General features: G+C 39.1%; 12 protein-coding genes. 9 read left to right on the forward strand and 3 right to left on the reverse strand.

Features of this window, described 5'->3' with window-relative positions; all coding sequences use genetic code 11:
- The 3 genes from ACS5PU_RS12495 to ACS5PU_RS12505 form a co-directional block, all read right to left on the reverse strand.
- Positions 1-1,251 (reverse strand): 6-bladed beta-propeller, encoded by a 1,251-nt coding sequence (locus ACS5PU_RS12495; RefSeq protein ID WP_439459503.1) that lies wholly within the window; start codon positions 1,249-1,251, stop codon positions 1-3.
- A gap of 222 nt (positions 1,252-1,473) precedes the next feature.
- The gene (locus ACS5PU_RS12500; protein WP_439459504.1) at positions 1,474-2,220 is read right to left on the reverse strand and encodes a LytR/AlgR family response regulator transcription factor; all 747 of its coding nucleotides are present in this window, start codon (positions 2,218-2,220) and stop codon (positions 1,474-1,476) included.
- 11 nt (positions 2,221-2,231) lie between these two features.
- A complete protein-coding gene (locus ACS5PU_RS12505) occupies positions 2,232-4,172 on the reverse strand; it encodes a histidine kinase (RefSeq protein WP_439459505.1) in 1,941 nt (646 codons plus the stop codon).
- Positions 4,173-4,548: 376 nt separating this feature from the next.
- Between ACS5PU_RS12505 and ACS5PU_RS12510 the strand changes: the two genes are divergently transcribed.
- The 9 genes from ACS5PU_RS12510 (at position 4,549) to ACS5PU_RS12550 (ending at position 13,452) form a co-directional block, all read left to right on the forward strand.
- Positions 4,549-4,740, forward strand: a complete 192-nt coding sequence (locus tag ACS5PU_RS12510) for a hypothetical protein (RefSeq protein WP_439459506.1) — start codon at positions 4,549-4,551, stop codon at positions 4,738-4,740.
- A gap of 33 nt (positions 4,741-4,773) precedes the next feature.
- Positions 4,774-4,962, forward strand: coding sequence for a hypothetical protein (locus tag ACS5PU_RS12515; RefSeq protein ID WP_439459507.1), 189 nt, complete (start codon positions 4,774-4,776; stop codon positions 4,960-4,962).
- A 93-nt stretch (positions 4,963-5,055) separates the two neighbouring features.
- On the forward strand, positions 5,056-5,988 hold the full coding sequence (gwsG, locus tag ACS5PU_RS12520; protein ID WP_439459508.1) for a grasp-with-spasm system ATP-grasp peptide maturase: 933 nt from the start codon (positions 5,056-5,058) through the stop codon (positions 5,986-5,988).
- Positions 5,989-6,147: 159 nt separating this feature from the next.
- Positions 6,148-7,233 (forward strand): hypothetical protein, encoded by a 1,086-nt coding sequence (locus tag ACS5PU_RS12525; protein ID WP_439459509.1) that lies wholly within the window; start codon positions 6,148-6,150, stop codon positions 7,231-7,233.
- A gap of 1 nt (position 7,234) precedes the next feature.
- Positions 7,235-9,427: a peptidase domain-containing ABC transporter gene (locus ACS5PU_RS12530; RefSeq protein WP_439459510.1), complete on the forward strand. Its 2,193-nt coding sequence runs from the start codon at positions 7,235-7,237 to the stop codon at positions 9,425-9,427.
- Entirely contained in the window at positions 9,417-10,724 is a 1,308-nt protein-coding gene (locus ACS5PU_RS12535) for an HlyD family secretion protein (RefSeq protein ID WP_439459511.1), read from the forward strand. Before ACS5PU_RS12530 ends, ACS5PU_RS12535 begins: the two co-directional genes overlap by 11 nt.
- Positions 10,725-10,797: 73 nt before the next feature.
- Positions 10,798-11,043 (forward strand): hypothetical protein, encoded by a 246-nt coding sequence (locus tag ACS5PU_RS12540; protein ID WP_439459512.1) that lies wholly within the window; start codon positions 10,798-10,800, stop codon positions 11,041-11,043.
- Positions 11,043-11,648 (forward strand): zeta toxin family protein, encoded by a 606-nt coding sequence (locus tag ACS5PU_RS12545; RefSeq protein WP_439459513.1) that lies wholly within the window; start codon positions 11,043-11,045, stop codon positions 11,646-11,648. Before ACS5PU_RS12540 ends, ACS5PU_RS12545 begins: the two co-directional genes overlap by 1 nt.
- Before the next feature lie 199 nt (positions 11,649-11,847).
- On the forward strand, positions 11,848-13,452 hold the full coding sequence (locus ACS5PU_RS12550; RefSeq protein WP_439459514.1) for a tetratricopeptide repeat protein: 1,605 nt from the start codon (positions 11,848-11,850) through the stop codon (positions 13,450-13,452).
- Positions 13,453-13,614: the final 162 nt, after the last annotated feature.

Raw genomic sequence — 13,614 nt, forward strand, 5'->3', positions numbered from 1 at the left:
TTAGTTTTGCTTTGGTTTTAGGATAACGATTACGGGATTGCTTTTTCTGTTGCCGGTTTTAAAATAGTTTTCAAGCAAAGCTGGGTAGGTGGTAGTTTTGCCCGCACTGCGCTCTTTAAAGGTAAACATGGCCAAAGCCGAATAACTGGTGTAAAATTTCTTGTCTTCGTAGGCCAGAAAGCCACGGTTTTCGAAATCATAGCCAAAGCCCGAATCGGTTATCGGCAAAAAGCTCGACAGGCTATCAGGTTCCAAATCCTGAAAAGATAGGAGCTCGGTAGTTTTGGTATTGTAAATCAGGCTTTTTTTCTGGTCCTTATCCCAAAAAATGTTCGATAGTTTGAGGTAAAGGTTATCGCCAATTAAGTAACTGCTGCCAATACCGTGGAAAACTTTTTTGTTTTTCTCGAAATACTCAAACCTCTTTTTAATGTACAGCGGGTTGCTGATAAAATCTTTGGGAAGTGAATTGAGTGCCGGGAATATAAATTTGTAAGCCATTTCCAATTTATTGTCGGTAAGCTTATAAAGCCGGTAATCGTAGAAATTGGTATAAAAAGCTTCATTATCTGCGTATTTCGTTATCGGGTTATCACCATACCAATCGTCTTTTTCAAAAAACTTATCGCCCAGCTTAAAATAGGCCAGTGTATCCTTGGTTTTTTTGTTAATGGTGGCTATCGAGTATAGTGTACTGTCTTTCCCTTTTTTAACATTCAGGTAGGGCTTTATTTCAACGTCGCCATTACCGAATGAGAGTTTCGAGAAGTAATCGAACTTTTTAACCTTTTTTACAAATTTGCCTTCAAAAGTAAAGTATTGGGCATTATTGGGCGTATATACCACAATATAATCGGTATCGCCTTCTTTGGTCAGTGTGAAGCCACGGCTTACCGCTTTCTGTTTATCGGCCTTATCCGTTTCGAGTTTGGTGGCATCAATTTTTGTAATGTACTTTCCAGAGGCGTCAAAAAGCAGTACAGCTTTCGTATCATAATCGTAGATCAGAAAGTTGTTTTTTGCAATCCTGAGTTCAGCAATATTTCCGAACAAACTTTCTTTGGTCGTTTCCAAAGGAACAAATTTAACCTCATCAAAAATCTGCGAAACTGCGGCACCGCGTGCACTCTGCGGGTCGATTCTTAAGGTTACAACATGCGAACTGTCTATTTTTCCTTCTTGCGAAAAGGCGGAGAGGTGAGAGAGGCATATACATGCCAGCAAGCATAAGTTATGCTTTAAGCGTTTCATAGGTTTATAGGTTGATCGGTTAATTTATGTGCTGTTATTGAAACAGATAACAATAATAACTATAAAATAAGTTAATATGAAAACTTTAATTGTCGATTTAACATTTTTTAAGGTTTGGAATTAACTGATGAAACCAATTGCTTTGAAATTATGGAATGGCACTTATTTTATTGACTGATTATCAAGGTGCAAACATTAGCTAAAAGATAAAAAGCTGATCTGCTAGGCAATGTTTTGCAGGTAACGGTATACTTCTTCTTTTTTCCGGCTCGAAACCGGTATTTTTTCGCCGTTCTCCATGAGCAGCAATCCTTCCCGGTAATATTTTTTTACATATTTGAAGTTAATCAGGTAAGATTGGTGGCAGCGCAGAAAACCCGAAAAGGCCAGCATATTTTCATATTCTTTCAGTCCTTTCGAAACCAGTACTTCGCGCTTATTTTTTAAGCAAAATGTAGTATAGCCTTTGTCGCTTTTGCAGTAAATAATATCATCCAGGTCTACAATCTCAATATATTCGAGGCTTTTTAGCGCAATCCGTTTAATGCCCTTAATGCCTTGGGTCAAGTAATGATCGCGGGCAATTTCCAGCTGTTGTTTGTCAAACTGTTCCTGCTCGCGGTGGCGCAGGTATTTGCCCAATACTTCGCCAAGCGATACTTCATCAACTGGTTTTAAAAGGTAGGCAAAAGCGCCCAGGTTCAGTGCCTGTATGGCGTACTGATCGTAAGCAGTAAGAAAAATAACCTGGAAATCTTCCATTCCGATGTCGTTAAACAAACTGAAACTATCGCCATCTTTCAGCCTGATATCGGCCAAAATCAGCTCTGGCTTAAGTAAAGGTATTTCTGTGGCTGCCCTGGCTACTTCGCCCGAATGGCCAACAACCTGAAAAGCACTGAGCTTGTTCACAATCTGTAAAATGTGCTGCATAATGTGCGCCTCATCTTCAAGTATATAGATTTTCATATGTTCTTGATCTAATCTTTAACCAATGGGATGTTAATTATTATCCTTACACCACGGCCGCCCTGATCACTTTTATCTTCCAGTTCGAAACCTGCCTGTTGGCTTGCCGAATTGAAAAGTACATCCAGCCTTTCTTTTAAAATAACCTGTGCCAGCGATTTTTTGGTTTGTACTGCTGCCTTGGCGCTTACCCCACATCCGTTGTCATCTACGGTAATCAGTAACTGATTGTGTGCCGTAGCAAAAGTAATGGCCAAACTACCATGATAAGCAATATTCCTGAAACCATGTTCAATTGCGTTTTCTACAAAAGGCTGTATCAGCATAGGCGGAATCAGCACGTTTTCCAGCTGAAGGTGGTTGGCCGTAATCTGGTAATCGAACAGGCCCGCAAAGCGCATTTGTTGCAGTTGTAGGTAATTGTGCAGGGAAGCGATTTCTTCATCCAATTCAATAAACTCTTTTGTATTCTGCTCTAGCACATTCCGTAATAATTTAGAAAAAGTACTGAGGTAGCGCACCGCTTCTTTCGAATCGCCGGAAGATATGAGCCCCTGCAGGTTGGCAATGGCATTAAAAATAAAATGTGGGTTAAGCTGTACCTGCAATAATTTCTGTTCAATATTTAACCGCTTGTTTTCTGAGGCCAGCAGAATATTTCTTCCTTTTAACCTTTGTTGACGGTAAATAATAAACAGAAAAGAAAGTACACCTAAAAAAACAAAAAAGGCCAAAGCTAAGGTCCACCGCTGCTGGGTGATGATTTTTTGGTACAAGTCGTTCCGGCTGTTCAGTTCGGTAATGTTCCGGTCCTTTTTTTCAGCCTGATATTTCTCATGCAGCTCGGCAATTTTTACGGCATCAATGGCCGCAATATCGCGGATTTCCATGCTATAGGCAGAATCTGCTGCTTCCAATGCTTCGGCATAGGCTCTTTTGCTTTTATAGGCACTAATAAGCCCATTATAAAACATGTTCTTTCTTCTTCCCGTAGGGTTCTTTTTTTCGAACGCAATTCCCTGTCGGTAATAGTAAATGGCCGAATCGGGCATCTGGTTATGCTCAAAACTGGTAGCCAGGTTATTATAAGCAATATCATTCAGGTTGTTCGTTTTTTTGAGGTATTCAAAATATATTTTGCTGCAGGCAAGCGATTTACCAAATTGGCCCTGGCGGTCGTAAATCTGTGCTTCGTTATCGTAAGTGCGGGCCAGTGCAAGGCTATCGTTAATGCTTGTTGCCAGTGTACGCGCCTTGTTGTTATAAAATATCATCTTGTTAAAATCGCCCATCTTAGTGGCCAGCAAAAATGAAATGTCGAAATACCTTTGCTTAATTACCCTGTGCTTTTGATAAGGATGGCTATTGTAATAACGGGTGGCATAGCTCAAGGCATCTTTTGGATTATCGTTTTGATAATAAACTTTGGCCAGCAGATCGTAAAACAGGTAAGTGGTTTTGCTTTTTAACTGTTCTGCCTTTTCTATTTTGGCCAAGGTTTGCTTCATTAACGTGGCACCTACTGCTGCGCCGCCGTTGGTTTGGCTGCTTAAAATGCTATAATCCATTAACAGGTCAGTTTCAGTGTTTTTGCCCTTGCTGTCCATTAATTTATAAATAGCCCTGGCGGTGTCAGACTGCTTTTCCAAGGCCAATCTTCTCGCCCTGAAATAATACCCGAATGGAGCATCTGTTTTATTTGCTGAAAGATTTAGAAGGCTGTCTGCCCTGTAAACAGCTTTTTTATACTCGTTTGGAGGCAGTGTATCCATCGCAATAATTTGCTCACGGTAATCGGTATTGCTCCTGTTTTGAGCCTGTGCATTATCCTGGTTTTGCAGTTTTTTTTCCTGTTTGCAGGCACTGGTACACAAGAGGGATAAACTGATAAAAACAGGCAGAATGGATTTGATCTTTATGGATTTAAATGTTTGCACCAATTGAAAAAGCATAAGTATGGGGACAATTATTTAGTCGTTTTTTGCGTTACCCTGGTCTGGTTTTTTTAAATATAGCCAAAGCTTTCTTGCCAAAAACAGCTAATGCATATTCACCTGTTTCCGTTCTATATCCGTAGCATTTAGCTTCATATTTGAAATTGAGCCTGTAAATAAGCGTTTTTAACAGATATCAGCGCAAACGCAACGAATATTTGGAATCATACCTCAAATATAAACTCTCGCTTGTGAGAATTATCGCTTCCCCCTAATTTTATTTGACAGGAGTAAGCCTAATGGTTTCTTCGGGTTTAACAACGACCAACTATAAACCCCAAATCGTCAGGGTGAGATGGCGAAATATTTATCAAATTTTAAAACTTCATTTATTATGAAAAACACAAGTTTATTCGAAAAAAGAATTGACTTAAAAAAATGTCAAATCAATGGTGGCAGACTTGCCGAATGTAGCACTACAACAGCAACTGCGACTAGTGGCGGTGGTTGTACCGATACGCAGTATGTAACCAAAAACGATTGCGGAGAACCTATCACGGCCTGCACAGATTACGTTTGTAAGTAATAGAAAATTAAAAGAAAACTAATAATTAGACTTATGAAAATCAACAAAGGATTATTTGCAAAAAAAATTGATTTAAAAAATGCTCAAATCAATGGTGGAAAGTTAGCAAGGACTTTTAGTTCATGTTCTACTTATACCGGAAGCTCTGGTTGTCGTGATAGTGTAACTACAATGACCAACGATGAAGGTACGGTAATAAGCCAGACTACAAGTACCTGGTAAAAATTCAGGTTTCTCAACCTAAAATGGAGGATCAGTATCCTCCATTTTAGTAAAAATTAAACTGAAAACATTAGCCAATAATCAGCCGTAATTATGATATTAATTTTCTCCATCCATGATGATTATTCGACCAGTAAGGTAATTAACTGGTTAATAAACATGAAAAAGCCATTTATTCGGCTGAATGAAAATTCTGATGTAGAAATCATAGCGCTTACGAAAGATGATTTTACGATAAAAATCGATGGTAAAACAGTTAACAGTGCTCAAATCACAAAAATATGGTACCGCAGGGGAGGAGTATACTTGTTAAAAAACCTCAGCAGTGAGCTGTTAAAAGATTATCTGCCTACCGAAATTGCAACTTTAGTGCAGTATTTCTACTATGTGCTGGATCAGAAACCGGGTATAAATAATTTTAGGACAAGGGATATCAACAAGCTTTATCTGATGGATTTGTGCAAGAAATTTGATGTTCTGGCACCCAATTTTCTCGTCACAAGTTGTAAAAATACTTTATTGAGTTTCTATCATCAGGAGAAAAAGCTAATCTCAAAACCCTTAAGCATTCCGTTTAATATCGTTGATGCTGATGATTTCGCGCATTTATCCTACACTGCTGAAATTACTTTGGATGACATCAATCATTTACCTGACAAATTTGTCCCTACATTTTTCCAGAAAAATATCATTAAAGCCTACGAGATCAGGGTTTTTTACCTGAACGGAAATTTTTACGCGATGGCTATTTTTTCTCAGAACAACAAAAATACTAACGTAGATTTTAGAAACTACGACCAGGTGAAACCCAACCGGTTAAATCCATATCAGTTGCCTAAAGCTTACGAGCGTAAAATAAAAAAATTATTAGATGGGATTGGACTCAACTGCGCTTCGTTTGATGTTATCTATGCGAAAGAAGATCAGCAATACTATTTTTTAGATCTCAACCCCATTGGTCAATTTGGAATGGTATCTAACCCCTGCAATTATAACCTTGAAAAGGAGCTTGCATTAGCGCTATAACATGGACAAGATAAAACTCGAAATTCAAGAAGGAACCGCACCTGTGCACCTAAAATCTTTGCTAAAAAAAGATAAGCCTAAATATTTGGTTAAAACCCGGGGCTCAAAAATATTTAACACCAGTAATTTACAGTTAGATCTTTTCTATAAATCACCAATATGAAGCAATTATTTTTAAGAAACCAGCTGTGTGTGCCCGTTAAAGGTTACAATAGGGCCATTATTTACGATATACTCAGAAAAGATTATTTTTTTATCCCGAACGAGTACTACGCGGTTTTAAACACCAACGGTTTTATTCCCTTTTTTAAAATTAAGAATGCAGAGGAAAGGCAGGAACTGGTAGATTTTTTGATGCAGGAGGAAATCATATTCGAACTTTCAGATCCTGATCAACGCAAAAGGTTTATCCCCTTAGATAGAAATTTACACACGCCTAACCAGTTTAGCAACCTGGTTGTTCATGCTAATATCGATCACAGTTTCTTCGGTTTTATTGCAGAACAATATTTGATGAATATCTCGATCATAGCGCCCGAATTAGATGCTAATCTGCTAATGCTTGTCGAACAAATAAATACCTTGGAGATAGATGGCATCTATTTATACATTGAAAATTTTAACGCCGAACTTTTTGAAGAATATTGCGAGGCTTTTAGCACCCAACAATTGGTTTTTTCAGTTAATTTTTTCAGCACCATTACCGCCGAGAAAACAAAGTTGATCAGCAACATTTACTATAATTTTTTTGAAGAGAGCTTTACTGATTACAAGAGCAAACTAACCGTTGATAAATTAGATATTAATGGGGAGCATTTTTTTGAAGCTTACAATTACCACTCCTATTATTTAGGAAAAATATACATTGATGTGGCTGGCCAGATTAAAAACGGCTTAAACAATCTGGCAGGTTTTGGCAATATACAGTCCATTACCAAAGCTCAATTTTTGAATACCATCTCTTCAAATGCATTTCTGGAGCTGGGAAATATCAAAAAAACGGATACGCTGGTATGTCAGGATTGCGAATTCAGGTACATGTGCGTAGATAGCCGCGTACCCATAAAAGGAAAGGAAAAGTGGTATCATGAAACCGAATGCCGCTATAATCCATTCATGTCTAAGTGGGATGATGAACCGGGCTATCTTAGTTTAAGCGATTCGGGGATTACAATTTCAGCTTCCGGAAGCGTGATCAACAAAAAGAAATTAACAAGGGAATTCAAAAAAGCCTGGTCTATTTAACATGAAATCTTTCCCCTTTTATAAACAACCCGATTCTAAAGACTGTGGGCCAACCTGTCTGCGTATTATTTCTAAATACTACGGACAGAATATTCCATTGCAGCAGATTCGCGATCTTGCTGAAACCACGCGGGAAGGAAGTGGCTTGCTGGGCTTAAGCAATGCTGCAGAAAATTTAGGCTTCCGAACATTAGGGGTACAGATCGATTTTAACACCTTGGCCGCCGAAGTTCCTTTGCCCTGCCTGGTACACTGGAACAAAAACCATTATGTTGTCGTATATAAAATCGATAAATCAGGAAAGGTTTATGTATCCGACCCTGGCCATGGGCTGATTACTTACAGCAAATCAGAATTTATTAAAAGCTGGATAGGCGAAAATGCACGTGAAGACACAGAAGAAGGCATTGCTTTGATTTTAGAAACCAGCCCTACTTTTTTTAAAGACGAATTTAACGAAACAGAAAAGAAAACCAGTTTTTCTTTCCTTTCAAAATACCTGATTAAGTATAAATCGCTGGTTTTTCAACTCGCCATAGGCTTGCTGGCTGGCAGTTTATTGTCGCTCGTTTTCCCCTTTCTTACCCAGAGCATTGTAGATGTGGGTATCCAAAACCAGGACCTCAATTTTATTTACCTGATTTTACTGGCGCAGGTAATGCTCTTTATTGGCAAAACCGGCATTGAAGTTATCCGCAGTTGGATTTTATTGCATCTTTCTACCCGGATAAACATTTCAATTATCTCCGATTTTTTTATCAAGCTGATGAAACTGCCGATCAGTTTCTTTGATACCAGAATGACCGGTGATATTATGCAGCGCATTAACGACCACCACCGGATAGAGCAACTGCTAACCAATTCATCGCTCAATACCCTCTTCTCGCTGGTTAATTTAATCATTTTTAGCATTGTATTGTTGTGCTACGATTACCGTTTGTTTTTGGTTTACTTAATTGGCGCAATTGTGTATGTAGTGTGGATCAGTTTTTTCCTGAAGAAAAGAAAAGAACTCGATTACAAAAGGTTTTCGCAGATATCGCAGGAGCAGAGCAAGGTAATTGAGCTCATTAACGGCATGCAGGAAATTAAAATGCACAATGCCGAGAGGCAAAAACGCTGGGGCTGGGAATTTTTGCAGGTAAAGCTGTTCAAAGTGCAGATTAAATCGCTTTCCTTAGAACAATGGCAATCGGTAGGCGGAAATTTCATCAACCAGATGAAAGATATCCTGGTGAGCTTTCTGGCCGCAAAACTGGTGTTAAGCGGCAACCTCACCCTGGGGATGATGCTTTCGGTTCAATACATTATCGGACAGCTGAACAGTCCGCTCATGCAGCTCATTGATTTTATTAAACAGAGCCAGGATGCCAAAATTTCTTTAGAAAGATTGGGCGAAATCCACGATAAAGAAGATGAGGATAGCCATGAAGAACAATACGTGGCTGAAATTCCGCAGAACGATATTGCGCTCAGCGATGTATCATTCCGGTACACCGGTTCTGATGCTTTCGTGTTCGAAAACCTGAACCTCACCATTCCGTATCAGAAAACAACGGCCATAGTAGGCGCCAGTGGGAGTGGAAAAACTACGCTCCTAAAATTATTGATGAAGTTTTATGATCCAAATGCCGGGGAGGTGAAAATCGGCAATACCGACATGAAAAATATCTCATCAAGGCTTTGGCGCAACCACTGCGGCGTAGTAATGCAAGAGGGTTATGTATTTAACGATACAATTGCCAATAACATTGCTATTGGTGAAGAAATGGTTGATAAGCAAAAACTAAGGAAGGCCATCGAAATTGCCAACATTAAAGATTTTATTGAAAGCCTTCCATTGAGCTACAATACCAAAATCGGTAATGAGGGCCTGGGCATTAGTGGTGGACAGAAACAAAGGCTGTTTATTGCAAGGGCCGTTTATAAATCGCCCGAATTTATTTTCTTCGATGAAGCAACCAGCGCACTCGATGCCAACAATGAAAAAATCATTATCGAAAACCTGGAACAGTTTTTTACGGGGAAAACAGCAATCGTTATTGCACACCGTTTATCGACGGTAAAACATGCCGATAAAATTGTGGTGCTGGATAAAGGAAGGGTTGTTGAAGAAGGTAACCATGCCCAGCTGGTGGCCCAAAAAGGAGAATATTACAGGCTAATTAAAAACCAGCTCGAACTTGGAAACTAAGAAAGATATATTGGATAACATAGAGCTGCGCTCAGAAAGTGTGCAGGATGTTCTATCGCAGCCGCCCCATTGGATGTTCCGTTGGGGGAACGCCATTATTTTGGCGGCAATTTTAATGGGAGTATTGATGAGCTATTTTATTAAGTATCCCGAATTTGTACCGGCGCCCATTGTGGTCACTTCGCAAAACCCGCCCGAAAAACTGCAGGCCAGAACCGATGCTAAAATCGAGAAAGTATTTGTTGGCAACCATCAAAAGGTAAAGAAAGGCGAAGTGCTGCTGGTTTTGCAGTCTACTGCAAACTACCTCGATTTGCTCGAACTTAAAAAAATAGCCGATTCCATTTCGCAGGATGAATTGTCATCTTTCCCGATCCATAAAATCTCAAAATTGAAATTGGGCGAACTCCAGGCCGATTATAATGCTTTTGCCAAAGCCTTTCAAGACGAACAATTATTTAGCCGGTTGCAGCCCTACGCGCCCGAAAACATCGCTACCGATCAGAATATTTCGGCCTACAAGAGTAGGATAACCAACTTAAAGCAACAAAAAGAGCTCGAGCTGGCCAAATACGAGCTGGTAAAGAAAAGCCATCAGCGCGCACAGAAACTTTTTAGCCTGAGCGTAATTTCAGCAACTGAGCTCGAAACCGAAAAAATAAAATTCTTACAGGCACAGCAAAGCTTAGAAACCATAAACATTACACTTTCTCAAACCCAGGAGGGCATTGCAAACCTTAACAAAACAAAAAGCGGAGCCACAATTAATGCCGAAAAAGACAAAATTAATTTTGCTTCGCAAACCTTACAGTTATTTGAGCAGTTAAGAAAATCGCTGCGGCAATGGGAGCAAGATTACCTCATTATTTCTGCTACCGATGGCATGGTTAGCTTTCAACAGTTCTGGGGCGAAAACCAGTTTATCAAAAAAGGTGATGCGGTTTTATCCATTTTGCCCGATAACAAGCAGGCACTGGTTGGCCGGATGTCGGTCCCGGCTGGCAATTCCGGAAAAATTAGTCCCGGCGAAAAGGTTTTGATCAAACTGGATAATTACCGTTACCAAGAATATGGAATTGTAGAAGGAAGGGTGCAAAATATAGCTTTCGCACCCGATGACAAGGGCAATTATTATGTAGATGTGACGCTGCCCAATGGTTTAAAAACTTCTTACCACCAGAACCTTGTTTTTGATAAAGAACTTAAAGGCAATGCCGAAATTGTAACGCAGGATTTAAGGTTGATAGAAAGGGTTTTTTACCAAATGCGAAAGCTTTTAAGATACCAAGGGGATTAAAGCAAACAGCAGTTTGAGCTGGAATTATTTTAAATTGAAATGATTATCTTTGTAGATAGTAGTTTATAAGAATATGCCAGCATCAAAGCAAAAAAAAATGATTTTCCAGCTAAGCAAGGCTACCAAGCAACGCCGGTTTAACTCAATTCTTGCAGAAGTCTTAGAACGTAATGCCAGCTTAGGACAGCCTCAGGTTTTTAGAAGCCGTGAATATGCCGAACCAGCATTATTTATTCACAGTTATCCTAATGGTCGCCAGGTATTGATTGAAATTAACACAGAAAACTCTGAAGAGAAAGCCATAAAAGTACTTGTTTAATGAGTAAACCAAGGCTTTTTATTATTGCAGGTCCTAATGGATCTGGAAAGAGTCTATTCTCTAAAGCCCTTAGTCAATCTGATTACGAAGTTTTCGATGGAGATAAGCATATGGCTCAACTTTCCACGAAATTTTCAGATATAGGAAGTGATGCACTGTGGAACTATATTGATGAAGAAATTTTTTCGCGTGAAAAGGCTGAAGCAATGATGAAAAAATTGAATTATGCTTACGAGACAAATTTTCGCTCGGAGAACCCTATGTCAACCGCATTGGAATTTCAAAAAAACGGTTATGAACTACACTTGATCTTTATGGGCTTAAATTCTCTTGAAGAATCAATTGAAAGGGTTGCCCATCGGGTTAGAACAGGAGGACATAAAGTGAGTGAAGAATCTATAAAGTATAATTTCGAACACGGCTTTAAAAATTTATACAAGCATTATTTTCAATTTGATTCGGTTACACTATTCGACAATTCAATTGTAGAAAAAGGGCATTCTCAAGCTCCAAGAGAATTATTATTTATTAGTGAAGGAGACGTATACATTTCTCAAGAAAATTTGCCTGAATGGGCGCAAAAACTTGTCTCAGAAATAAAATAATCCGTGCGGTTTTAAAAGTTGATTTAATATTTAATAAAAATATACAATGCAATATGCATCTGTTGAAAAACAGCTAAAATGTTTCTTCAACAGAAAAGAGCAAGAAAAACTTAAATGCTGTGATTTTTTCCCTACAAGCTCCTTCCTTAACATTAACTTAACCTCTGCGTTCTTTCTTTGTTGAAAATTATCTTTCAGCATGATGAAATACGTTTGCGCATTCCTGATATTCTTCCAATTGTGTTTTACTGCCTCTGCGCAGGAAAAAGAACTGGAGCTTTTTTTCGACCATCAATCGAAAAAGCCAATCGAATCGCTTATTGAACTGAAAAGGATATATGCCCAATCTATCGAGAACAACGATGCGATTTTAGAAGGCAAATGCTTACAGCAAATGGGCAAGGTATGTTACCGTCAGGGGCATTTTAGGCAGGCGCTCGACTTTTTTTTAAAGGCCGAAAAAATATTTAACAGTAACGATAAGCCTTTATTGCTGGCCGCAAACCTAAGCGATATTGGTATCTTATATTACTACCTTAAGCAGCCAGATAAAGCCATGAAGAATTATTTGATGGCTTTGAACATTTATAAAAAGGAGCACAATGTAAAAGGGCAGGCGGCTATTTTTGGTCAGATTGGCCAGCTTTACGAAAAACGTACCCGTTACGATAGTGCCTTTTATTATCAGAACCTGGCTTTAAAGGCCAATGAGCAGACGAGCGATGTCAGTGGTGCGGCAAAGATTTACGAAAACCTGGGCAGTATATATGAAGACTTAGAGAAATATGACCTGGCTTACCAGCATTTTAAAAAATCGCTCGATTTATACCAAAAAGACCATAACGAACTGGGCAGCATAGAGGTAATTAATAACCTGGGCGATATTTTACGTAAAACAGGCAAATATCAGGAAAGCGTTGCAGAAACACAAAAGGCAATGAAACTCGCCGATAAACTGGGCAATATCTATCAGCTGGCATCGTGTTGCAGGGATTTGGGCAAGGCCTACGAATTAATGCACCAAATGGACAGTGCCTACTATTATGTTAAACTGGGTTATAAATATACCATCGATTTATATTCAGAAGATGGTGCGCGTCAGGTTGCTTTTTTACAGGTGTTGTACGATATCAATAAAAAATCGGATGAAATTACCAGGCTACAGAATGATAAAAAGATCAACCGGATTATTGCATTTTCGGCCACCATTGTGGTACTTTTAACCGTTGTTTTAGGTTTTGTTATATTTAGCAGGCAGCGTTTAAAATTAAAAGATCAGCAAATGCTGACCAAACAAAAAGATATCCAGCACGATTTAACCAGTTTGGAACTTAAAAACCTGCAGCTCGAAGAACAACAGCTGAAGCAGCAGCTCGAAGTGAAAAGCCGCGAGCTTTCTACACATACCTTAAACCTGATTAAACACAACCAGTTCCTCGAAAACCTGCGCAATACCTTGCAGGCGATGGTAAAAGACGATAAACGCGATCAGAAAAGGCAGATGAACCAGATCCTGACCGAAATTAACCAAAGCTTTAACCACGAGCGCAACTGGAAAGAATTTACGCAGGCTTTTGAGCAGGTGCACCATCAGTTTCTTGAGCAGCTTAAAAAATTCAGCAACGAGCTAACTTCGGCAGATATGCGCTTAATCGCTTTGCTTAAAATGAATCTCGACTCCGCCGATATTGCCACCTTGCTTGGAATTTCTACCGATAGCCTTAGGGTTTCCAGGTACCGGTTAAGAAAGAAGTTGAACTTAGCCCAGGGCGATAATTTATCCGCATTTATACAGGCCCTTTAAGCGTTACATTTCAAAGCAAAAAATCAAATTTTAGCCTGTATTGATCTGCTTAACAATTTGTTAATGTAACGGTAATAAAAGCATAACGGCGTTTCTGTTAATGTTTAATCTATTCATTATTAGTTTGTTATGTTTTATTGTTGCTTTTTCATATATGCCAGT

Origin of the sequence: Pedobacter sp. GSP4 (assembly GCF_051857575.1) — a bacterium.
In the GTDB taxonomy this organism is placed as follows: Bacteria; Bacteroidota; Bacteroidia; order Sphingobacteriales; family Sphingobacteriaceae; genus Pedobacter.

Excerpts from the sequence above, each read along its gene's own strand:
- ACS5PU_RS12495 (WP_439459503.1), bottom strand. The coding sequence starts at position 1,251 with ATGAAACGCTTAAAGCATAACTTATGCTTGCTGGCATGTATATGCCTC.
- ACS5PU_RS12500 (WP_439459504.1), bottom strand. The coding sequence starts at position 2,220 with ATGAAAATCTATATACTTGAAGATGAGGCGCACATTATGCAGCACATT.
- ACS5PU_RS12505 (WP_439459505.1), bottom strand. The coding sequence starts at position 4,172 with ATGCTTTTTCAATTGGTGCAAACATTTAAATCCATAAAGATCAAATCC.
- ACS5PU_RS12510 (WP_439459506.1), top strand. The coding sequence starts at position 4,549 with ATGAAAAACACAAGTTTATTCGAAAAAAGAATTGACTTAAAAAAATGT.
- ACS5PU_RS12515 (WP_439459507.1), top strand. The coding sequence starts at position 4,774 with ATGAAAATCAACAAAGGATTATTTGCAAAAAAAATTGATTTAAAAAAT.
- gwsG (WP_439459508.1), top strand. The coding sequence starts at position 5,056 with ATGATATTAATTTTCTCCATCCATGATGATTATTCGACCAGTAAGGTA.
- ACS5PU_RS12525 (WP_439459509.1), top strand. The coding sequence starts at position 6,148 with ATGAAGCAATTATTTTTAAGAAACCAGCTGTGTGTGCCCGTTAAAGGT.
- ACS5PU_RS12530 (WP_439459510.1), top strand. The coding sequence starts at position 7,235 with ATGAAATCTTTCCCCTTTTATAAACAACCCGATTCTAAAGACTGTGGG.
- ACS5PU_RS12540 (WP_439459512.1), top strand. The coding sequence starts at position 10,798 with ATGCCAGCATCAAAGCAAAAAAAAATGATTTTCCAGCTAAGCAAGGCT.
- ACS5PU_RS12545 (WP_439459513.1), top strand. The coding sequence starts at position 11,043 with ATGAGTAAACCAAGGCTTTTTATTATTGCAGGTCCTAATGGATCTGGA.
- ACS5PU_RS12550 (WP_439459514.1), top strand. The coding sequence starts at position 11,848 with ATGATGAAATACGTTTGCGCATTCCTGATATTCTTCCAATTGTGTTTT.